Annotated in this window: 15 protein-coding genes, 1 other RNA gene and 1 pseudogene; 2 read left to right on the top strand and 15 right to left on the bottom strand. The window is 39.1% G+C overall.

Annotated elements, in window-relative coordinates; all coding sequences use genetic code 11:
* Positions 1 to 314: 314 nt before the first annotated feature.
* The 8 genes from ACLNCP_RS04505 to ACLNCP_RS04470 form a co-directional block, all read right to left on the bottom strand.
* Complete coding sequence (locus tag ACLNCP_RS04505) at positions 315 to 1256, bottom strand: N-acetylmuramoyl-L-alanine amidase family protein (protein WP_424844091.1); 942 nt, start codon at positions 1254 to 1256, stop codon at positions 315 to 317.
* 99 nt (positions 1257 to 1355) lie between these two features.
* On the bottom strand, positions 1356 to 2045 hold the full coding sequence (locus tag ACLNCP_RS04500; RefSeq protein WP_424844090.1) for a response regulator transcription factor: 690 nt from the start codon (positions 2043 to 2045) through the stop codon (positions 1356 to 1358).
* 11 nt (positions 2046 to 2056) lie between these two features.
* Positions 2057 to 3481: an NADP-dependent phosphogluconate dehydrogenase gene (gene gndA, locus ACLNCP_RS04495; RefSeq protein WP_000158778.1), complete on the bottom strand. Its 1425-nt coding sequence runs from the start codon at positions 3479 to 3481 to the stop codon at positions 2057 to 2059.
* A gap of 75 nt (positions 3482 to 3556) precedes the next feature.
* Positions 3557 to 4975, bottom strand: coding sequence for a cell division site-positioning protein MapZ (gene mapZ / locus ACLNCP_RS04490; protein WP_424844089.1), 1419 nt, complete (start codon positions 4973 to 4975; stop codon positions 3557 to 3559).
* A gap of 13 nt (positions 4976 to 4988) precedes the next feature.
* Complete coding sequence (locus tag ACLNCP_RS04485; protein ID WP_424844088.1) at positions 4989 to 6146, bottom strand: THUMP domain-containing class I SAM-dependent RNA methyltransferase; 1158 nt, start codon at positions 6144 to 6146, stop codon at positions 4989 to 4991.
* 85 nt (positions 6147 to 6231) lie between these two features.
* An RNA gene (gene rnpB, locus ACLNCP_RS04480) (RNase P RNA component class B) lies at positions 6232 to 6613 on the bottom strand.
* A 20-nt stretch (positions 6614 to 6633) separates the two neighbouring features.
* Positions 6634 to 6963, bottom strand: a complete 330-nt coding sequence (gene gpsB / locus ACLNCP_RS04475) for a cell division regulator GpsB (protein ID WP_000907308.1) — start codon at positions 6961 to 6963, stop codon at positions 6634 to 6636.
* Between the two features lie 72 nt (positions 6964 to 7035).
* Positions 7036 to 7563, bottom strand: a complete 528-nt coding sequence (locus ACLNCP_RS04470) for a DUF1273 domain-containing protein (RefSeq protein ID WP_261022159.1) — start codon at positions 7561 to 7563, stop codon at positions 7036 to 7038.
* A gap of 65 nt (positions 7564 to 7628) precedes the next feature.
* Between ACLNCP_RS04470 and recU the strand changes: the two genes are divergently transcribed.
* Positions 7629 to 8225 (top strand): Holliday junction resolvase RecU, encoded by a 597-nt coding sequence (gene recU, locus ACLNCP_RS04465; RefSeq protein ID WP_261022156.1) that lies wholly within the window; start codon positions 7629 to 7631, stop codon positions 8223 to 8225.
* Positions 8222 to 10384, top strand: a complete 2163-nt coding sequence (pbp1a, locus tag ACLNCP_RS04460) for a penicillin-binding protein PBP1A (RefSeq protein ID WP_424844087.1) — start codon at positions 8222 to 8224, stop codon at positions 10382 to 10384. Before recU ends, pbp1a begins: the two co-directional genes overlap by 4 nt.
* 141 nt (positions 10385 to 10525) lie before the next feature.
* Here the strand turns inward: pbp1a and ACLNCP_RS04455 are convergent, their stop codons facing one another.
* The 7 genes and pseudogenes from ACLNCP_RS04455 to ACLNCP_RS04425 form a co-directional block, all read right to left on the bottom strand.
* The gene (locus ACLNCP_RS04455; protein ID WP_424844086.1) at positions 10526 to 12505 is read right to left on the bottom strand and encodes a peptide ABC transporter substrate-binding protein; all 1980 of its coding nucleotides are present in this window, start codon (positions 12503 to 12505) and stop codon (positions 10526 to 10528) included.
* A gap of 200 nt (positions 12506 to 12705) precedes the next feature.
* A complete protein-coding gene (gene glf / locus ACLNCP_RS04450; protein ID WP_229294503.1) occupies positions 12706 to 13809 on the bottom strand; it encodes a UDP-galactopyranose mutase in 1104 nt (367 codons plus the stop codon).
* A gap of 93 nt (positions 13810 to 13902) precedes the next feature.
* A pseudogene (locus ACLNCP_RS04445) lies at positions 13903 to 14007 on the bottom strand (CpsB/CapC family capsule biosynthesis tyrosine phosphatase); the annotation flags it as partial.
* A gap of 5 nt (positions 14008 to 14012) precedes the next feature.
* The gene (gene cpsA / locus ACLNCP_RS04440) at positions 14013 to 15458 is read right to left on the bottom strand and encodes an LCP family glycopolymer transferase CpsA (protein WP_424844085.1); all 1446 of its coding nucleotides are present in this window, start codon (positions 15456 to 15458) and stop codon (positions 14013 to 14015) included.
* A 194-nt stretch (positions 15459 to 15652) separates the two neighbouring features.
* Positions 15653 to 17611 carry a peptide ABC transporter substrate-binding protein gene (locus ACLNCP_RS04435; RefSeq protein ID WP_424844084.1) on the bottom strand — a complete coding sequence of 653 codons (1959 nt, stop codon included), beginning with the start codon at positions 17609 to 17611 and terminating at the stop codon, positions 15653 to 15655.
* A gap of 226 nt (positions 17612 to 17837) precedes the next feature.
* Positions 17838 to 19805: a peptide ABC transporter substrate-binding protein gene (locus ACLNCP_RS04430; RefSeq protein WP_424844083.1), complete on the bottom strand. Its 1968-nt coding sequence runs from the start codon at positions 19803 to 19805 to the stop codon at positions 17838 to 17840.
* A 166-nt stretch (positions 19806 to 19971) separates the two neighbouring features.
* Complete coding sequence (locus tag ACLNCP_RS04425) at positions 19972 to 21582, bottom strand: glycoside hydrolase family 13 protein (protein WP_084923646.1); 1611 nt, start codon at positions 21580 to 21582, stop codon at positions 19972 to 19974.
* Positions 21583 to 21733 lie beyond the last annotated feature (151 nt).

Genomic DNA, 21733 nt, shown 5'->3' with positions numbered 1-21733 from the left:
TTCATCCTCATTTCTTTTTTACAAATGGTTACTTATAAAAATACCCCCCCCTTAAATATTTTAGCATTTAAAGAGGGGTGATTTATAAGCCTAAAATTGTAATTGTTATGATGCTTTCAAAAAAACACTTGACATTGCATTACCTTATTATTATATAACTTTTTCTAAAAAATGTCATGTGAAATTGGGCAAGAACTCAATTTTGTTAAAAATAAGTAAATCTTTCTGATTTTAAAAACTTTTTATCCAGTATCACTTCGTGAAACTGCACTCTTACTTAAAATTTATCTCAAATTACAAAATACTATCATTATTTACCGAACCCATTCGCCATTATAGTTGACGTAGTAGCCATCTACGGTCGTATTCACTGCCAAGGCACCTGAGCTATAAGCATAGTACCATTTACTACCGACCTGGAACCAGCCAGTTGCCATAGCTCCTGATGAACGGAGATAGTACCACTTGTTACCGAAGTATTGCCATCCTGTTTTCATATCTCCATTTGGCTCGTCTAAATAATACCAAGTTGAGCCTTCCTGATACCAACCAGTTGCCATGGCACCTGATGAACGGAGGTAGTACCACTTATTGCCAAGTTGTTTCCAACCAGTTTGCATTGTAGCAGTTGTTGGATCTAGATAGTACCAAGTTGAGTTATCATTTGTCCAACCACGCACTAGCTCCCCAACCGTTAAACTGTTGATACGAGCATCGAAGCCACCATCCTTCTGTAAATAATACCAGTGTCCCTCATCATGAACCCAACCAGTTTTTAAAGTATGATAGCTACGCTGATCTTCAAAATAATAGACTCGTTTCTCTGCTGGACTATCATATTGTTCCCCATGATGTTTGTTGGTATTGGTAGCAGTTTTTGCCTCTAAAACTTGCTTGCCAACAAATTCTTGTAAGACACCATCTTGTCCAAAGTAGTACCATTGTGGCATTGGCATAGATTCTAATCTCAAACCATTTGGGTAAGGACCAATTGTACTACCTTTAGATGGAAACGGGATATATTGCCAGCCGACAACCATTTCTCCTGATACATGATCAAAATAATAGGTCTTGCCATCAATCACTCGCCAGGCCTTTTCTTTGATCTCACCCTTCTTATAGTAGGTTCTACCATTTTCTTGGACAAATTGCCAGCCTTCTGAATCAGCATCATCCGCCAATACTATACTTGTTGCTAGCAAACCGAAGAAAAAGACTGCTAATGCGATTGGCATCAATTTTTTTATTATTTTCATTAGACCTATCCTCCATAACTGATTGTAGCAAATACAAAATCGCATGTCAACATATAAAGAACTCATATAAAAAGCAGTTCCAAAACTGCAACTGCTTTTCTATTCTTGCATGGTGTAACCGACACCACGCACGGTTTTAATGTAGCTTTTTTGACCTTTTACATCAAGCTTGCTACGTAGATAACGGATATAGACATCCACGATATTTGTTTCGGTCGCACTTTCATACTTCCAGACGCTTTCCAACAACTGCTCACGAGTCAGAACTTTCTTGCTCCCCATAAGAGTAGCCAAAAGGTCATACTCACGGCGCGTCAGAGCAATCATTTCCTCGCCACGATAAACGGTATGATGTTCTACATCCATACGCAGATTGCGGTAAGACGTTGGAACCTTCATCTGACTACAGTGTTGGTCGATAAAGTCCCGACCTCGGAAAATCGCTGAAATACGATCCACCAGATTCTCAATAATAACCGGCTTATAGATGTAAGAAACGGCAAAGTGTTGGATTGTCTCAATCTGATCTTGCAATTCTTCGCGATGGTCCAAGACCATAATCACTGAGGCTGGCTTAGTCCGACTTAGCTTATCTGCAAAATCCTGGGCTGTCATATCCCCAAGTTGAGCATTCAATAAAATCAAGTCATAGTCTGTCTGAAGAGCCATGGAGAGGACTTTTTGCCCCTCCTCAACCTGATCAACTCGGTATTGCTCTTTTTGGAGTTCCAAACTTAAAAAATGAGCTAGATTTCTTTCTTTCTCAAGTAATAAAATCCGTTTCCCCATGGCAGACCTACTTATTTTTCGTCATACCAAGAGTAGTGGAATGTTCCTTCTTTGTCTTTACGTTGGTAAGTGTGGGCACCAAAGTAGTCACGTTGCGCTTGGATCAAGTTAGCTGGAAGGTCAGCTGAACGGTAGCTATCAAAGTAAGTAATCGCTGCTGAGAAAGTTGGCACTGGCACACCAGCTTGAACAGCAAGAGCTACGATATCACGCACTGCTTGTTGGTACTTAGCAGTAACATCCAAGAAGTACTCATCCAAAAGAAGGTTAGCAAGGTCTGCATCACGGTTGTAAGCATCTGTAATCTTTTGCAAGAAACGAGAACGGATGATACAGCCATCACGCCAGATAGATGCGATATCTGCAAATGGCAAATTCCAGTTGTTTTCTTTAGAAGCTACACGCAATTGCGCAAAACCTTGTGCGTATGAAATGATTTTTGAGAAGTAAAGGGCTTGACGAATCTTTTCAATCAACTCAGCCTTGTCTCCTTCAAATTTGAAGGCAGCTGGTTTTGGAAGAACCTTGCTAGCATGTACACGTTCTTCTTTGTAAGTTGAAATGTAACGTGCAAATACTGACTCAGTGATGAGTGACAATGGCACACCAAGGTCAAGTGATGATTGACTAGTCCATTTACCAGTTCCCTTGTTACCTGCAGCATCAAGGATGTAGTCTACGATTGGTCCATCTTGGCCTTCATCGTCTTTACGGCTCAAGATATCAGCTGTGATTTCGATCAAGTAGCTGTCCAATTCGCCCTTGTTCCACTCAGTAAAGATTTCAGCCATGTCTTCTGCAGAAAGGCCTAGCAAGTGTTGCATCAAGTCATAGCTTTCTGCGATCAATTGCATATCCCCATACTCGATACCGTTGTGAACCATTTTCACATAGTGACCAGCCCCATCAGGACCGATGTAAGTCACACATGGTTTGCCATCTTCTGGTGCTTTAGCTGAGATTTCTTCAAGAACGTCAGCAACCAATTCGTAGGCTTCTTTTTGTCCACCTGGCATGATAGAAGGACCTTCAAGGGCACCTTTTTCACCACCAGAAACCCCAGTACCGATAAAGTTGATACCTGAGTTTGCCAATTCTTCATTACGACGGATAGTATCTTTGTAGAAAGTGTTTCCTCCGTCGATCAAGATGTCACCCTTATCAAGGTGTGGAAGAAGGGCTTGGATAGTAGCATCTGTACCAGGTCCAGCTTGAACCATCAGCATGATACGACGAGGTTTTTCGATTGAGTTTACAAAACTTTCAACATCATAGCTTGGTACAAAGTTCTTTTCAGGATGGCAAGCAATTACATCTTCAGTTTTTTCTTTACTACGATTGTAGATAGCAACTGTGTAACCACGAGATTCAATATTAAGGGCAAGGTTACGGCCCATTACGGCCATACCAACGACACCAAAGTTAGCTTTTGTCATTTGACACTCCTCTTGTTTAATTTGTTTTATTTTATCATTTTTACTTTTGAAAAGAAAGAATTTTGTAACGACTGCTTAGTAGTCCAAGTCATTCGCATGTCCAGAACCATTTCCAACAAAGTATCCTGTCTTACAGTTAAGAGTAAAGAGATAGGTTCCGTCTGGCTTGTAGAGGTTGTAATAACCATTTCCATTAACGATATTGACACGTTCGAGGATGTATTGATTTCCAGTGATATAACCACGTGAACGTGAAGTTGCTAGAATTTGTTCCAAAACGCCATCCGCGAAATCCCAAGCAGAGTTGTTACTATCATCAATAGCAGACTGATTATAAGAAACACGACTGGCACTTCTTTGAACAGCAACTCCCGCACTTGATACGCCCATATTGACTTCACTACGAGAACTTCTAGTCTCCGTTGAGGTCGTATTTGAACTACTTGGGCTTGTCTCACTAGCAGTATTTTCATTTGCTTGACTAGAGCTTGAGTTGCTAGTTTGACTTGAACTTGAGCTGGAAGCACTTGTTTGCTGGCTCTTACCTAGACTAATGGCCTTATCTAGCAATTTATCTAGCTCCGTATTTCCAGTTTTAATATCTGTAAATTTAGCATCAGATTTAGCTTTTGCATTGGTATCCAGAACACCATCCACAATAGCCGGTTTTTCAAATTGTGCATTGACATCTTGAATGGCCTTGATTTGCGTTGCTAGACTATCATACTTCGATTTGGCAAGGGTATGTTCGCGACTACCTTCTAGCTTATCAAGCAAAGTTTTAAGTTGGCTCAGTTTATCAAACTGGCTATTTTTCAAAGCCGTTTTATTGCTATCTGTGTAGAAGGCATCGTATTGGCTATTGAAATCTTCTAAAATCGGCTGAATATTCTGCTCACTAGACGATGATTGAGAAGTTTGGATTTCCTGTGTTGAGCGATTCACTTGACGGTAAACATAATAAGCAGTTCCAAGGATAAGAACCACTAGCACTGCTAGGATCCCGTAAAGCACCCATTTCTTCTTACTTTCTCCATCTTCACTATCCGTAACTCGAGAAAGTATTGGAACCTCTTCTCCTTCAAACAATTGTACTTCTTCCGTCTCAAATTCTTCGACAGGGGGAACTTCTGAATCGCGTGTGAATTCTAAATCATCGAACTGACTCAACTCATCTTCTGGAGCTGTAGAAGTTACTCCTGTTTCCTCACGAAGCTCTTGAAGCAAATTATCCAGAGTCTGAGTCTCCTCTACCTCTTCTTTTTCAACTAAATCATCCTTGCTAAACTGACGTGTTTCAAACTTATCTGCCTCAATTTCATCTTTATGTTGCTTCACATACTTGTCTAAGATAGAATCTCCAGGTAATACCCCTGCTTCCACTTCTTCATTTTTACGAATAGCTTGACCAACTGTTAACTCTTTTGCTTCATCAAAATCAAATCGCGGTTCTTGGTTTTCTTTTTTATGACGATTCCGTCTTTTCTTACTCATGAGTATAACCTTTCTATTTTACCTCTTGGCGTTTAACACGCTGACCAAAATATTGATACAGATCCACTTTCAAGGTTCCGTTGTACAACTTACGTTTCTTATCTGCCTGACTACCGTATTTGGTCTCAAAGGCTTCATCACTAGTTAGGATAAACTTGCTCCACGTTTTCAGCGGTGCAAATACTTGACCCATTTCAGCATAAAGCTTGGTAACTCCTGCATCATCTGACAAGCGTTCACCATAAGGTGGGTTAGAGATAATCACTCCATTGATTTTATCAGAACGTAAATCCTGCACGCGCATCTGCTTAAAGGTAATATCTCCTGCAACCCCTGCTGCCTGAGCATTAGCCTTAGCAATTTCCACCATACGTGCATCGATATCACAACCCATGATATCCAGTTCCAGTTCACGATCCACTTTCTTAGCTGCTTCAGTGCGTACTTCTTGGATCAAACGATCGCTAATCCAGTTCCATTCCTCAAAAGCAAAGGAGCGACGAAGCCCTGGAGCCATCTTTCTGGCAATCATAACTGCCTCGATACAGAAAGTTCCTGAACCACAGGTTGGATCAATCAAGGGCTTGTCTGGATACCAGTTAGAAAGTTGCAAAATAGCTGCTGCCATATTTTCCTTGATAGGAGCCCCACCTTTTTCTGTACGATAGCCACGTTTAAAGAGACTGGATCCTGTCGTATCAATCATGACCGTTGCTATGTCTTTGAGAATAGAGACCTCAAGCTTGAACTCAGGACCATTCTCCATCAGAGGAACGCCTTCTGGACGGGCATAGTGTTTCTGCAATTTCTTAACAACAGCCTTTTTTGAAATTGCCTGTACACTGGGTTCATTGTGAAGCTTAGATTTAACACATTTGGCTTTTGAAATCGGGAATCGAGCTCCGAGTGGTAAATAATTTTCCCAATCTAGGGCGAAAACTCCCTGAAACAACTCCTCAAAAGTCTTAGCAGGAAAAGTTCCTACGATGATCTTGATACGGTCTGCCGCCCGAAGCCAGAGGTTGGTCTCGATAATAGCTCTCATGTCTCCTTGAAAACGAACACGACCATTTTCAACTTGACAATCGTAGCCCAACTCTCGCACTTCTCGTCCCACAACAGCTTCAAGACCTGCTGCCACAGTTGCAATTAAATTAAATTCTTTTTTCATGTTACAGTCTTGCAAGACCTTTCTATATGTCCACTTTAAAAAATGAGGTTGAGAAAGTTTTCTCAGCCCCAACCTATATGCAATTTTCTATAAGCCATGTTTTGTTCCAGAAGTGACTAGGACCACTTCCTTCGATAATCATCTGTCTACCACTAACAGCATAGAGCTGATAGCAGTCAGAGTACTACGTTCGTTTCCGTGCACTCCATGCCCCGACCAAAATTTGGGTTGCTAGCTTGAGGGGTTTACCGCGTTCCACTCTCTCCGTTTCCAGAAAGACTTCGTCACTGTGGCACTTTCAAGCCTACTCTGACCTATCCAAAGACTTAGCCATTTCAACTGCCGTAACGATTTCTCGTCCCTAGGCTTATGGTTTCGCCTAGCACAAACACTACAGGCATCACAGCCTGTGCTAGCATGGACTTTCCTCATGAAAAGAAATTCTCTTCATGCGATTATCCAAAAATTGCATTTTTCAAATAAGCTCTTATAAATCAGAGTTATCCAAAATTTGTTTACCAAATACTTCTTTTTCGAGACGATTCAAGCGTTTCAAAATATCAAAATTCGTCATAGAACTTGTAGTCGCCACTTCAATAGGCTCTGATTGAACTGGTGAGGATTTCGGTTTACGAGCTAATTCTTCTTTCAACTCAGCAATTTCTTGGCGGAGAGACTTGACTAGGGCAGCATAAGTTTCATAGTCCTTGATGACATCGTCCAAAAATTCATCAACTTCAACCTTACTATACCCACGAACTTCACGTCCAAACTCTTGCTCAAAAATATCTTTTGCTGAAAAAATAATACCTGCCATCTCTCTCTCCATTCTCAATTTCTAATAGTATTATTATATAAAAAAAGGCAAACAAAAATCAAGGTCAAAGGCTTACTTTTCAGAAAAATTTTCTACCAGCTCATTTAAGTCTTCAAAGGTTAGCCTTTTTATACGATAGCCTTCCTGATTTGTCATCAGCTTGTCCATAAATTTTAATTTGGTCTCATTTTCTGGGTCATAGAAAAAATAGGCTAAATCAGTATTTTCCAGTAAAAATCGTTGGTAATCACGTAGTTGCCCCTTGTTTTCATACTTGGGATAGGCATATTTAACAAAATCTACTTGCTTGAATTGGCTAAGTTTAAGCTGATTCGCTTCATTCCAATTTTCCCCGTGCGTTTCAAAATCAAAAATAGTCGCTAGGCTGAAATCATACTCATCTTTCATTTCATTTGCGACATCAAGAACCCAGGATTCAAATCCCAAGCTCCCAGTAAAGACCAGCCATTTAAGCCCCTCTTCTGCTAAGTTTTCTAAATCTCTTCTAATCGCTTTCTTTATAATTTTTAACCTGATATCTTTTTCGTTAAAGACACCCAAATCAAAGCTAGAATAGCCCATAATTAAAGCTCTAGTCATTTTTACACCTTTCTTTATATTTTATGGTATAATAGAGTGATGTTATTGTACCAATAAGGAGAAATATGGTCAACTATCCTCATAAAATTTCATCAAAAAAAAACCAAACATCTATTTCTCAACCAAAAAATTTCGCAAATCGAGGAATGACTTTTGAAAAGATGATTAACGCTACCAACGACTACTATCTGACACATGGCATGGCAGTTATCCACAAAAAACCGACGCCTGTTCAGATCGTTCGAGTAGACTATCCTCAACGTAGTCGAGCCAAAATTGTAGAGGCCTATTTTAGACAAGCTTCCACAACAGATTACTCTGGCGTGTATAGAGGACATTACATTGACTTTGAAGCCAAGGAAACACGACAAAAAAATGCTATTCCACTAAAAAACTTCCATCTTCATCAGATTCAACATATGGAACAAGTTCTGGAACAGCAGGGCATTTGCTTCGTTCTACTTCATTTTTCTTCTCAACAAGAAACTTACTTGTTACCGGCACTTGATTTGATTCGTTTTTATCATCAAGATAAGGGTCAAAAATCAATGCCACTTGGATATATTCGAGAAAACGGATATTTAGTAAAGCAGGGAGCTTTCCCTCAAATTCCCTATCTCGACATTATCAAAGAACATTTACTAGGTGGTAAAACAAGATGAACAAACAAATTATTCTGCGATTCTTAAAGTATATGGGAATTACATTCCTTGCCTTATTTATCGCTTTATTTCTACTAGGTGGTGGTGTCTTCCTCTACTTTGTTAGCAAGGCTCCAGCCTTATCTGAAAGTAAATTAGTTGCGACAACCTCTAGCAAGATTTATGACAACAAAAACGAACTGATTGCTGACCTTGGATCTGAACGTCGCGTAAATGCTCAGGCAAATGAAATTCCTACTGACTTAGTCAAGGCAATTGTGTCTATCGAAGACCACCGTTTCTTTGATCATAGAGGTGTTGATACTATTCGTATCATGGGGGCAGCATTGAGAAATCTACAAGGAGGAGGTCTACAAGGTGCCTCAACCTTGACACAACAATTAATTAAATTGACTTATTTTTCTACTTCAACTGCTGATCAAACCTTGTCACGTAAAGCTCAAGAAGCTTGGCTAGCCGTTCAACTAGAGCAAAAAGCAACCAAGCAAGAAATCCTGACCTATTACATCAATAAAGTCTACATGTCCAACGGTAACTATGGAATGCAAACCGCAGCCCAAAATTACTATGGAAAAGACTTGAAGGACTTAAGCTTGCCACAGTTAGCACTCTTGGCTGGAATGCCTCAAGCTCCAAACCAATATGATCCTTATTCCCATCCAGAAGCTGCTCTAGAGCGTCGTAACTTGGTACTTTCAGAAATGAAAGGGCAAAAATACATTAGTGCAGAAGATTATGAAAAAGCTATTAATACTCCCGTCACTGACGGTCTCCAAAGTTTGAAGTCAGCCAATAGTTATCCAGCTTATATGGACAACTACCTCAAAGAAGTAATCGACCAAGTTGAACAAGAAACTGGTTACAACCTTCTTACTACAGGTATGGAAGTCTATACTAATGTCGACAAAGATGTTCAGCAGCGACTTTGGGATGTTTATAACACAGATGAGTATGTCGCTTATCCAGATGATGAACTTCAAGTAGCTTCTACTATCGTTGATGTAACAAATGGTAAAGTCATTGCTCAGTTAGGTGCCCGTCACCAATCAAGTAATGTATCTTTCGGAATCAACCAAGCCGTTGAAACCAACCGTGACTGGGGTTCTACTATGAAACCAATCACTGACTATGCTCCCGCTTTAGAATATGGAGTCTATGACTCTACTGCAACTATAGTACATGATGTTCCTTATAACTATCCAGGTACTGATACTCCCGTCTACAACTGGGATAAAGGCTACTTTGGAAACATTACAATCCAGTATGCACTTCAACAGTCACGTAATGTCACAGCCGTTGAAACTTTGAATAAGGTCGGTCTAGATAGAGCTAAAACTTTCCTAAATGGCTTAGGTATCAATTATCCAAGCATCCACTATGCAAACGCCATTTCAAGTAATACAACTGAATCTAACAAACAATACGGTGCAAGCAGTGAAAAAATGGCTGCTGCTTATGCTGCCTTTGCCAACGGTGGAATTTACCACAAACCCATGTATATCAATAAGGTCGTCTTCAGTGACGGTAGTGAAAAAGAATTTTCAGATGCTGGTACACGAGCTATGAAAGAAACAACTGCTTACATGATGACCGAAATGATGAAAACCGTCTTGGCATACGGAACTGGTCGTGGAGCCTATCTCCCATGGTTAGCGCAAGCTGGTAAGACAGGTACTTCTAACTACACAGATGATGAAATTGAGAAACACATCAAGAACACTGGCTATGTAGCTCCAGATGAAATGTTTGTTGGTTATACTCGTAAGTATTCTATGGCTGTATGGACAGGTTATTCGAATCGTTTAACTCCTATCGTTGGAGATGGTTTCCTAGTTGCAGCTAAAGTTTATCGCTCAATGATAACGTATCTATCAGAAGATACTCATCCAGAAGACTGGACGATGCCAGACGGACTTTTCAGAAACGGGGAATTTGTATTCAAAAATGGAGCTCGCCCAATATGGACTGAATCCTCTACTCAACAATCCTCAACAGCTGAAAGTTCAACTACACAGGCAAGTACTACGGTTGGTCAACAACCCAATAATGCTCCAGCAACTGATCCTAATCAAGGACAAGCTGGTCAGGCTGTTCAGCCGACACAATCAGTACAACCAACGCCACAAAATCCACAAGTTCAACAGCAACCACAACAGTGAGATGAAAGAAAATCCTGAGCCTTTATTCTCAGGATTTTTTCTTCAACAAAATAGAATCTATCATATCTAAAAGCGATGATCGGCACCAATTCATTTTCGATAAACCAAAAGAAGTTAGCGAACAACTAACTTCTTTTTATCTTATTTCACATGTTTTGCGAGCTCTTCTTGCGCTTTTTTATTGGACTCTTCTTTTTCTTTCATCCATTTATCTTGGGCTTTTTGGTATTCATCTGCAGTGACTGCCTTGTCTTGAAGTTCAAGGTATTTATACAAGAGTGGTTCACTTGTTCCTTTGTTTCCTGACAATGCAAATGGTATTGTAAATGGTACCATCTTAGACAAGATTGGACGCCCTGTACGAGATGTAGTTGGAATAATCAAAGCACTATCTGTCAACCAAGCTTGAGCTGCAGCGTATTTATCATATCGTTTAGCAACATCTATAGACTCATCACCAGCTTCTGTAACCAATTTCTCGTAGTCATATAGACCTACTTTTTTAGCAGCTACATTATCTTTCCCTGAGTCAAATCCTAAATATGTTTTAGTACTTTCTCCTACAGATGGTTTGATGATGTCAAGGTAAGTTGATGGATCGGCAAAGTCTGGACCCCAACCGACATTATCTGATAAATCCCAGTCTTCGCCAGCAGCATTTTCAGCAAAATATGTAATATTGTTTACTTCATCTTTTTGTAGTTGTTGAATATCAATAATGACATTATCAGTTCCTAAAGTCGCTTCCAAGGATTGTTTCATAGATTGCACGCGCTGAACTTTTGTAGTTGCTGTTTGGTCAACAGGCATATCTAGGTGAATTGGGAATTGGACTCCTTCTGCTTGTAAGGCTGATTTAGCTTTAGCAAATTCAGCCTTGGCTTTCTCTGGATTGTAAAGGCCATCCTGTGCATCGGCAAGATTAACATCCTTCCATTCATCCCCATAAGTCACCAATTTTTCTTTGACCATATCGCCAAAGTTTTTCCCATCTGCTTGAACAAATGTTGGTGGAACAAAGAGATTGCGCAAGATTTTGCTTGCTCCAGTTTCTCCATTTAGCTGAGAGGCATAAGCTGTACGGTCAAAACCAAAGGCAATAGCTTGGCGGAAATCCTTATTTAAGAGAGCCTTTTTAGTAGAAGTCTTTTGTTCGTCACTAGTCTTAGAAGTATATTTATAGGACTGACGATCAATATTTGTTCCCACTAGATACGTAGTAGAGTCTTGTTGAGTATAGACAATATTATCCTTCATCTCTTTCTCAAGCTCTGCGAAACTTGCATTTGTTGGAAAGAGACGAGCTGCCGTAAAGCTTCCATCTTTAAAGTTTTCTGCTGGTTTGCTGGTATCTTGACCATCCCAGAATGACAATTTGACCTTATCAATATGTACATTGTCCTTATCCCAGTAGTTCGGATTTTTCACAAATTCAACAGAGGATTTGGTCACAAGAGATTTCAACAAATAAGGACCGTTATACAAGAGACTATTTGGATCCGTAGCTTTGGCAAAATCATCCCCTTTTGAGTTCAAAAACTCTTCATTGACTGGCGCAAGCACACCCATGGTTATTTTAGAATTCCAAAAACTTTCCGGTTTGTTCAACGTGTATTGAATCGTTTGATCGTCAAGGGCTTTAATCCCAACTTGAGAGAAATCTTTATTTTCCCCTTTAGCGTATGCGTCCAAACCTTTAATTGAATCTTGTACCAAGTAAAGGGCTTCTGATTTCTTATCTGTTGCATATTTAAGACCTGTCACAAAGTCCTGAGCCTTAACAGGAGCATACTCTTCTCCCTCAGATGTATACCACTTGGCATCCTGACGAATCTTATAAGTATAAGTCAAGCCATCCTTAGAAACCGACCAGTCTTCTGCCAATGAAGGAATAAGGTTTCCATACTTATCATTTTCAAGCAATCCGTCAATCACATTACTAGTAATATCAGATGTTGAAGCTTTGCCAGTTGTTAAATAATTAAGATTATCAGGATCTTTCTCGTATGTAAATGCAAAGGTCTGCTCACCTTTAGCGCCTGAGCCCCCAGAACAAGCAGCTAAAACACCCGCTGCTAATAAAGTCACTCCCGCAAAAGCCAATACTTTCCTTGTTTTCATAGTCTTCTCCTTTGTTTTTTTATTCATTATAGCCCCTTTTTTGAGTCCTGTCAATACAATTTTCTGAATTTTTGAAAATTATTTTTTAAACAATAACTTCGCAAAAATATGAATAATATCAAAAACCCCTCAACTACATTACGTAGTCAAGGAATTATTGATCATATTTGTAAATAGCAACTGATAACAGTTCTAGGTGTTTAATCTAACTCATTTCTTACACACTGTAAAGCTGCTCCAATTACTTGGTGCATATCGTAATAACGATAGTGTCCTAAACGACCACCAAAGATAACATTCCCTTGTTCATCTGCCAATTTTTTATATGATTTATACAAATGATTATTACGATCATTATTTACTGGATAATAAGGCTCATCACCTTTTTCCCATGTTTTAGAATGTTCTTTAGTAATGATAGTCTTTGCTTGATTCCCAAACTCAAAATGTTTGTGTTCAATAATACGAGTATATGGAGTTTCTGCATCTGTGTAGTTCACAACTGCATTTCCTTGGTAATTTTCCATATCCAAGGTCTCATTTTCAAAACGAAGACTACGATACTCTAGTTCACCCAACTTATAGTCAAAGAATTCATCAATCATACCAGTAAAGACAATCTTAGGGAAGTCTTTCAGATATTGTTCTTTATTCGCAAAGAAATCAACATTTGTTTCTACATCAATATTTTCATGTTCCAACATTTTTTCAACTATTTGAGTGTAGCCACCTATTGGAATCCCTTGATAGGTATCATTAAAATAGTTGTTATCATAGGTCAGGCGTACTGGCAAACGGCGAATGATAAAGGCTGGAAGTTCCGTAGTTGGCTTGCCCCACTGTTTCTCTGTATAATCTTTGATTAATTTTTCGTAGATGTCTGTACCTACAAAAGAAATAGCCTGTTCTTCCAAATTTTCAGGAGTTTTGCCATTTAAAACAGCACGTTGCTCATCAATCTTAGCCTGTGCTTCTGCTGGCGTTACAACTCCCCAAAGTTTATTGAAGGTATTCATATTAAAAGGAAGATTATAAATCTCTCCCTTATAATTTGCGACAGGAGAATTTGTATAACGGTTAAACTCTGCAAACTGATTTACATAGTCCCAAATCTCCTTGTCAGAAGTATGGAAGATATGAGCTCCATATTGATGAACTTGAATTCCTTCCTCTTCACGAGTATAGATATTACCCGCGATATGATCTCGTTTTTCAATGACTTTTACTTTTTTTCCTTTTAGGGCTGCTTCATGGGCAAATACTGCACCAAAAAGACCAGCACCAACGACAAGATAATCGTACATAACCCCCTCCTTTTATTTTTTAACAAACTGTTGTAGCAATTGTACAAGATGGATAACTTTAATCGATGTTACAATTGTATGTTTTACATCTCAAGTCCGTACTTCTTGTCCATAGGCTTCTGTCAAAAGGACCTTGCTTTCTTGCTTAGATTTTAAACCATCATCCACACCAAATACGATATGCGAATGAATATCAATTTGTCTTATTTCCCTTCCATCACATCATTGATTGCAGCCTTGACTGATTCTAAACTGCTATCGCTTATCTCCATCATGTAAAGGTTGCTATCAGGCATGGCATAGGATGGTAAATCCATACGCCCTGTTCCTTTAAGATCTTGCGAATTAATCTTATAAGTTCCACCACTCTCAAGTTGGGCATTGGCCATGTTCATCATGGTTTCAAGTGGCATATTGGTTTGTAAGGAATCTTGTAGTCCCTTTATAATACTGTCATAATTTTTCAAAGCTTCTGTCGAGGTTAACTTTCGCAAAATAGCGACAATAACCTTTTGCTGGTTGCGACCACGATCTCGGTCTCCATCTGCCAATGAATAACGCTCTCGTACAAAGCTAAGAGTTTGCTCCGAGTCAAGATGAACACTTCCTACAGGATAGAACTTCCCATTTGTATGAGCAGTAAATTCTTGGTCATTATAAACATCAACTCCACCGAGTAAATCAATCAATTTCAAGAAAGAGGTGAAATTCAAACGAGCATAATAGTTCAAGTCAATACCATAGAGATTTTCCAGTGTATGAATCGAAGCATCTACTCCATAAATACCCGCATGAGTCAACTTATCTTTTTGATTATTCCCTCCGTCTGCAATCGGAACATAGGAATCACGAGGTGTTGTGGTCAAGAGAATCTTTTTAGTTTCACGATTCACTGTCATAATGATATTGACATCAGAACGAGAAACTGAACTAATTGGACCGTAAGTATCAATTCCGCTGATATAAACGTTGAAACTGTCACCTTTGACATCCTTTGGAGTTTCAACCTTCTTAGTTAATTCTTTGGTATAGATTTTCTTAATCTTTGAAGCATAGTCTGGATATTCTGATTCGATTATATTTTCAAAGACACTGTTTAGAAGGATTGCCTTTGTATCTCCAGCTAACAAGCTCTTATAGGCCGCAAGATAAGAACTGCTTTCTTCGACTGTCAATTCCTTATTTTGACTAGCCTTCAGATCATTCAGTAACTGTTGGATATTGTCCTTATCCGTCCCAGTAGGCCCCATTACACTGGTTACCTGACTGATATTCTCAATTGGACTATCTGCTAACACCGCAATACTCATCGAATAATTTGAGTAATTTGATGTTGCATTCAAACGACTAGTAAATCCAATGAACTGACTTACAACAAAGAGGGAAGTCCCATTAATCAAAATACCAAGTAGTAATAAAATCAGCGTTAGATTTTTAGCTTTCTTAGACCGAATTAAAAAGAAGCACAAGACAGCTAAGGCTACAATTAGGACGGTAACTACTATGTTCAGATATCGGAAGGCTAGCATATTGTATTTGAAAATCAAAAACAATAAAAAGACTGCTAGTACTGCATAGATAGCTAGCAACCCCCAACTAATCAATATTTTTGTTTTACCCTGACGAGCTCGTTTCGAAGATCTACTCACGATATACCTCTATTATCAATTTTTATTTCATTTCACTTTATTATATCATAAAATACATCATCAACAGTACATTGTATGATACATACTCTCCAAGTAAAGTATCCTCAATATCTCACTAAACTTCTACGTTTTAACTTTTAATATATTGCTGTGAAATACAATAAACGAGGTCCCTTACGGAACCTCGCTCATCATTATTTAACATGATTTTCTGCTTCTTTTTGAGCTTTTTCGATTGCTTTTTTGCTTTCTTGCTCCCATTTAGTCTTCGCTTCTTCAAACTGTTTGGTTGTCACAGTGTCTTTTTGCAGTTTCATGTACTTGTAGTTATTGCCATCACCCTTGATGCCGACCAATGAATAACCTCTTGTAAATGGCGTCACTTTGGTGACAGATGCTGTTCCACCACTTGACATAGCTGACATAATCAGAGAATTGTCAATCATCCAAGCCTGTGCTTCAGCATATTTTTCATAGCGTTTAGCTACGTCTTTATTTTCACTATCTGCATCTTTGAGCATCTTGGTGTAGGTATCAAGACCCAGACTAGCAATTTTAGCTTTATCTTCCTGAGCATCTAGACCAAAAATTTTGAGATAGAATCCATCCTCAGCATTGAAAGGATTGAGATAAGTTGACGGATCTTGGTAGTCACCTACCCAACCATCAAAGTTCAAATCGTAGTCTCGATCAGCTGGTGTCGGTGCCAAGAAGGCTACGTTATTAAAATCATCTGTTGAAAGTTGCTGAACATCAATGACAATGTTATCAGCACCTAAAACTGACTCAAGGGTCTGCTTAACTGAGTTCATGCCTGTCACAGCATTTTTACTTGTTTGATCAACAGCCACATCCAAGTGAATAGGGAAAGTCACACCTTGACTGGCCAATTCTTTTTTAGCTTCCGCAAATTTTGCTTGGGCTTTTTCTTTGTTAAAGTAGGCATCCTGAGCATCTGCCAAGTTAATACCTGACCATTCTGTTCCGTAGTTGACCAATTTAGAAGCGACTACTTCTCCAAAGGTCTTGTCTCCCACTTGGACAAATGTAGGAGGCACTAGGGTGTTACGAAGGGTCTTGCTAGCCGCTTCTTCCCCATTTGACTGAGCAGAATAGGCTGTGCGATCCAAGGCAAAGTTCACCGCTTGACGGAAGTTCTTGTTCAAGACAGCTGTCTCAGTTGACTTCTTCTGCTCATCTGTTGTTTTAGCAGTGTGGTTGTAAGCCTTACGATTGACGTTAAAATTGAAGTACCAAGAAGTCTTGTCCTGCAAGCTATAGACGATATTATCCTTATATTTCTCCTTGGTCTTGGCAAAGTTAGAACTATTTGGATAAACCCCAGCGATAGAATAGGCTCCACTTTCAAAGTTACGGATGGTCAATTCTTGGTCTGAACCATCAAAATAGGCCAATTTTACGTGTTCAATCGATACTTTGTCATGATCATAATAATGCGGATTTTTCACATACTCGATCGATGATTTTGATGTGAAATCTTTTAACAAATAAGGTCCGCTGTAGAGAATGCTATCTGGAGATAGGGTACCAAAATCTTTCCCTTTTGAGTTTAGAAACTCTTCATTCACTGGGAAAAGAATACTGTTGGTTGTTTTTGAGTTCCAGTAAGGTTCTGGGCGCGCCAAAGTATACTCAACAGTATGGTCATCAATGGCTTTCACTCCAACCTTAGAAAAGTCAGAATCCGCTCCTGTAATATAATCATTCAAGCCCTTGATTGAGTTTTGAATCAAGTCAATGGCCTGGGATTTATTATCCACTGCGTATTTGATACCTGTCACAAAATCTTGTGCCTTGACTGGGGCATACTCTTCACCGTCAGCCGTAAACCATTTGGCATCTTTTCTCAGTTTATAGGTATAAGTCAGACCGTCGCTTGAAACAGACCAGTCCTCTGCCAAAGATGGAACTAGGTTTCCGTGGTTGTCATTTTCAAGCAAACCATCAACTAGGTTAGTAATAATAGCTGTATTATCAGCGTAGTAGTCTAATAAGTAGTTAAATGTAGTTGGGTTTCCACTAAAGGTTGATGAGTAAGTTTTTGTATCTGAACCTGATTGTCCGCAAGCAGTTAACAGCAAGGCAGCTGCAACAGTCAGACCTGCACTAAGGATACGCTTTTTTGTAGTCATCTTCTTTCTCCTTTATGTTAGTTTTTATAACATAGGTTTATTTTACCAAAATAGTGGGAATTTGTAAAGTTAATTGAATTTCTAGAATGAAAGTTTATAAACTTTAGTCATAAAAAAACAAAGGATTTCTGTCTTTCATACAGTCCTCCCTTGTTTTTATGCGATTTATCATTTAAATATCAATGAATTAACTGATAACCTAACGAAAGCAAGAATCTCATTCACGTTATTTTATGTGCTTTTCTAAATCCTTTTGATACTGAGCATTCGATTCCAGTTTTTCCTTTTGCCACTTTTTGAAGGCCGCATCATACTCTTTAGTTGTCACAATATCATTTTGAAGTTCCATTCCTTTAAAAATAAATGGATCCCCCTTAATACCGACCTGTGAATAAGCTTTGGTAAATGGAACAGTACGACTAACCATAGGAGAGCCCCCTGAAGAAGCAACTGGAATAAGAAGTGAACTATCAGTAACCCAAGCCTGTGCTTTAGCATACTTTTCGTATCGTTTATCAAGATTACTTGTCTCAGATGCAGCATCATCCAAAAGCTTCTTGTATTCATCCAATCCAACTTTCGCCATGACTTCAGGATCCTTGCCCTTTGTTATACCTAGATGCTTCAAAGCAGAACCCTTCTTAGCATCTAAAATATTGAGATAGGTTGCTGGATCTTGATAATCTGGTCCCCAACCAGTTCCATTCAAATCATAATCTTTTTGGGTTGGAACTTTAGCTTGAGAAGTAATAATTTCCTTCTCATTATCCGTCATTTGAAGAACATCTATAATTACATTCTCAGTTCCCAATGTTTCTTCAATCGATTGTTTTAATGAATTTGTCTGTTGAACTGCAACTACATCCGTCTGTTCTACTGGTACATCCAAATGAATCGGGAAACTTACTCCCTTTGTTTGCAATTCTGACTTCGCTTTCTCAAACGCAGACTTGGCCTTTGTAGGATTGTAAATTGTATCCTTGCCATCTGTGAGAGTCACATCTTTCCATTGCTCTCCATATTTCAGCAGTTCATCCTGAACCAGCTGCCCGAAAGTCTTCCCAGCTACTTGAACATAGTTATCTGGCACTAGACTATTACGAATAATCTTATCCGCACCTTCTTCGCCATTTAATTGAGCTGTATAGGCGTGGCGATTAAATGCAAAATTAAGAGCCTGACGGAAGTTCTTATTGAGAAGAGCTTCTTTTGTTGATGTTTTTTGTGACTCATCTGTTTTAGCTGTTTTATTGTAAGACTGGCGGTTTACGTTCACAGTGAGGTAGTAGCTTGTTGCCTCTTGTGGACTATAGACAATCTTATCTCCGTACTCTTTCTTAGTTGACTCAAAGTTTGAGCTTGCTGGAAAAAGACGTGCAGTGGTATAGGCACCTTGTGTAAAGCTACGAATTAAGGATTCTTGATCTGAACCATCATAGAATGTTAATTTTACATTATCAATCTTGACATTTTCCTTATCCCAATAGTTAGGATTTTTTTCATATTCAATCACAGATTTAGAAATCAAAGATTTCAAAAAATATGGACCATTGTAAAGAATACTTGATGGGGTTGGCGCTCCGTAATCCTTGCCTGTTGCATTCAAAAATTCTTCATTTACAGGGAGCATGGTTGCTGTTGTTACTTTAGAGTTCCAAAAACTTTCTGGTTTATTAAGGGTATATTCTACCGTATAATCATCAAGAGCTTTAACACCTACAGTTGAAAAATCATTGGTCTCACCACTAACATAAGCCTCCAAACCTTTGATTGATTTTTCAATCAAAGAAAGACCATCTGACTTAGCATCTGCTGCATGCTTCAGACCTGTAACAAAATCCTGCGCCTTAACTTCTGCATACTCCTCTCCTTCAGAAGTATACCACTTCACCCCCTTACGAAGTTTGTAAGTGTAAGTCAAACCATCGGTTGAAACAGTCCAATCCTCTGCTAAAGACGGAACAAGATTCCCATATTTATCATTCTCTAAAAGACCATCAACAACATTACCAATCACGTCAGAAGTAGAACTTTTACTCGTAACGCTATAATCCAAGGAAGACGGATCCACTGCATAAACATAAGAAAAGCTCCTCGGGGCATCTGCTTTCTTATCACTTTTACCACAAGCTGCCAAAAGAAGGGCCGCACTCAAGGTCACTCCCGCTCCTAAGAGCCACTTTTTCGATTGCATAAATAATCTCCTTCAAAATAGTATTTTCACTATTATACCCTATTTTATTATAAAAGCAAGAGCTTTTGACAGATTTTTTAGAAAATTCTAAAAAATCTATTTAAAAGAATTCTCTAAAAAACTTTTAGCAAAACCTCAAACTCTATAAGCTTGAGGTTCTCACTTTTTAGTCAGTCATTTCCACACAGAAAGCATCCCATGGAGCTAAGATTTGTTTTTCAAAGACTTCCTGAGCCACGGTGTTTTCAATCAAGACCGATTTGACGTTTCCTTCTACGGTCAAGTCTTGCTCTTCATTGGACAAGTTAGCCACAACTAGAAAACGACGGTCCCCATCTTTACGGATATAGGCAAAGACCTTGTCAGTTGTTTCCAAGAGTTCAAAGTTAGCTCGAATCAGCCAGCTATTCTCCTTACGTATTTGGACCAGTTTCTGATAGGTATAGAAAATAGAATCTGGATTTGCCAGCGCCACTTGAACGTTGATTGCTTGATAGTTTGGATTCACTGCCAACCAAGGTTGACCTGTTGAGAAACCAGCATTTTTGCTCTCGTCCCATTGCATAGGGGTACGGGCATTGTCACGACCAATGACACGGATACTGTCCATGATTTCTTCCATCGGAACACCTTTTTCAAGAGCTTCACGCGCATAGTTGAGGGATTCAATATCTTCTACTTGATCCAGCGTTTCAAACGGATAATTTGTCATCCCAATTTCCTCACCTTGGTAGATATAAGGTGTTCCTTTCATGAGGTGAAGTAAGATTACAAAGGCTTTGGCAGATTTTTCGCGGTATTCTTGGTCATTTCCCCAGATTGATACGATACGAGGAAGGTCATGATTGTTCCAGAAGAGCGAATTCCAGCCATCCTCAACTCCTAATTCTGTCTGCCATTTATTGAAAATCTCTTTCAACTTAGCGATATTCAGCTCTTTTTGATAGTGCCATTTAGGCTGACCTTCCTGATACTGAAGACCGATATGTTCAAACTGGAAGACCATAGACAATTCTTGTCCCTTTGGATCTGAGTAGAACTTAGCAATCTCAGGCGTTGCTCCCCAAGTCTCCCCTACTGTCAAGAGATTCTTATCTCCAAAGGTCGCCTGATTCATCTCCTTGAGATAAGGGTGGAGCATAGGACCATTATTGACTACTTTCTCGTCAGGAATTTTCCCAATCATGTCAATGACATCCATGCGGAAACCACCAATGCCTTTATCAATCCAGAAATTCATCATCTCATAAATTTTCTGACGAAGTTTTTCATTTTCCCAGTTGAGATCAGGTTGCTTCTTGCTGAAAAAGTGGAGATAGTACTGACCTGACTTTTCATCGTACTCCCAAGCAGACCCACTAAAGATAGACTCCAAATCGTTGGGTTCATCCCGCCAGATATAGTAGTCTCGTTCAGGACTATCAGGATTTTCACAGGCCTCGACAAACCAAGCATGCTCATCTGAAGTATGATTGACCACTAAGTCCATGATGATACGAATATCACGTTTCTTAGCTTCCGCGATCAGTTGGTCCATATCCTCCATGGTCCCGAAAATAGCCGCAATCGCTTGATAATCAGCAATATCATAGCCATTATCATCCATAGGACTGTCATAAACTGGAGAAAGCCAAATCGCTGTAATTCCTAACTTAGCTAGATAGTCTAACTTACTGGTAATACCTGGCAAATCGCCAATTCCATCTCCGTTGCTATCCATAAAGCTCTTAGGATAAACTTGATAGACTACGGCGTTGTGCCACCATTTTTCTTGCATCTTCTTACCTCATTATTTTAATAATCTATAGTCTATGATAGCGCTTTTCAGAGTTTTGTGCAAGCGTTTGCCTAATCTTTTTGATTCCTTTTTTAACTCCATAGTTTCCTAACTTCCAATTTTTTATTATAATAGAGGTCAGAGGTAAAAA

This window comes from Streptococcus sp. CL6.35, from assembly GCF_049737915.1.
Taxonomy (GTDB): Bacteria; Bacillota; Bacilli; order Lactobacillales; family Streptococcaceae; genus Streptococcus.
The sequence above is the reverse complement of the archived record's forward strand: the minus strand, read 5'-3'. Positions and strand labels throughout refer to the sequence as shown.

Bases quoted from the DNA above. Each gene is read 5' to 3' on its own strand.
- ACLNCP_RS04505 (WP_424844091.1), bottom strand. From the start codon at position 1,256: ATGAAAATAATAAAAAAATTGATGCCAATCGCATTAGCAGTCTTTTTC.
- ACLNCP_RS04500 (WP_424844090.1), bottom strand. From the start codon at position 2,045: ATGGGGAAACGGATTTTATTACTTGAGAAAGAAAGAAATCTAGCTCAT.
- gndA (WP_000158778.1), bottom strand. From the start codon at position 3,481: ATGACAAAAGCTAACTTTGGTGTCGTTGGTATGGCCGTAATGGGCCGT.
- mapZ (WP_424844089.1), bottom strand. From the start codon at position 4,975: ATGAGTAAGAAAAGACGGAATCGTCATAAAAAAGAAAACCAAGAACCG.
- ACLNCP_RS04485 (WP_424844088.1), bottom strand. From the start codon at position 6,146: ATGAAAAAAGAATTTAATTTAATTGCAACTGTGGCAGCAGGTCTTGAA.
- gpsB (WP_000907308.1), bottom strand. From the start codon at position 6,963: ATGGCAGGTATTATTTTTTCAGCAAAAGATATTTTTGAGCAAGAGTTT.
- ACLNCP_RS04470 (WP_261022159.1), bottom strand. From the start codon at position 7,563: ATGACTAGAGCTTTAATTATGGGCTATTCTAGCTTTGATTTGGGTGTC.
- recU (WP_261022156.1), top strand. From the start codon at position 7,629: ATGGTCAACTATCCTCATAAAATTTCATCAAAAAAAAACCAAACATCT.
- pbp1a (WP_424844087.1), top strand. From the start codon at position 8,222: ATGAACAAACAAATTATTCTGCGATTCTTAAAGTATATGGGAATTACA.
- ACLNCP_RS04455 (WP_424844086.1), bottom strand. From the start codon at position 12,505: ATGAAAACAAGGAAAGTATTGGCTTTTGCGGGAGTGACTTTATTAGCA.
- glf (WP_229294503.1), bottom strand. From the start codon at position 13,809: ATGTACGATTATCTTGTCGTTGGTGCTGGTCTTTTTGGTGCAGTATTT.
- ACLNCP_RS04435 (WP_424844084.1), bottom strand. From the start codon at position 17,611: ATGACTACAAAAAAGCGTATCCTTAGTGCAGGTCTGACTGTTGCAGCT.
- ACLNCP_RS04430 (WP_424844083.1), bottom strand. From the start codon at position 19,805: ATGCAATCGAAAAAGTGGCTCTTAGGAGCGGGAGTGACCTTGAGTGCG.
- ACLNCP_RS04425 (WP_084923646.1), bottom strand. From the start codon at position 21,582: ATGCAAGAAAAATGGTGGCACAACGCCGTAGTCTATCAAGTTTATCCT.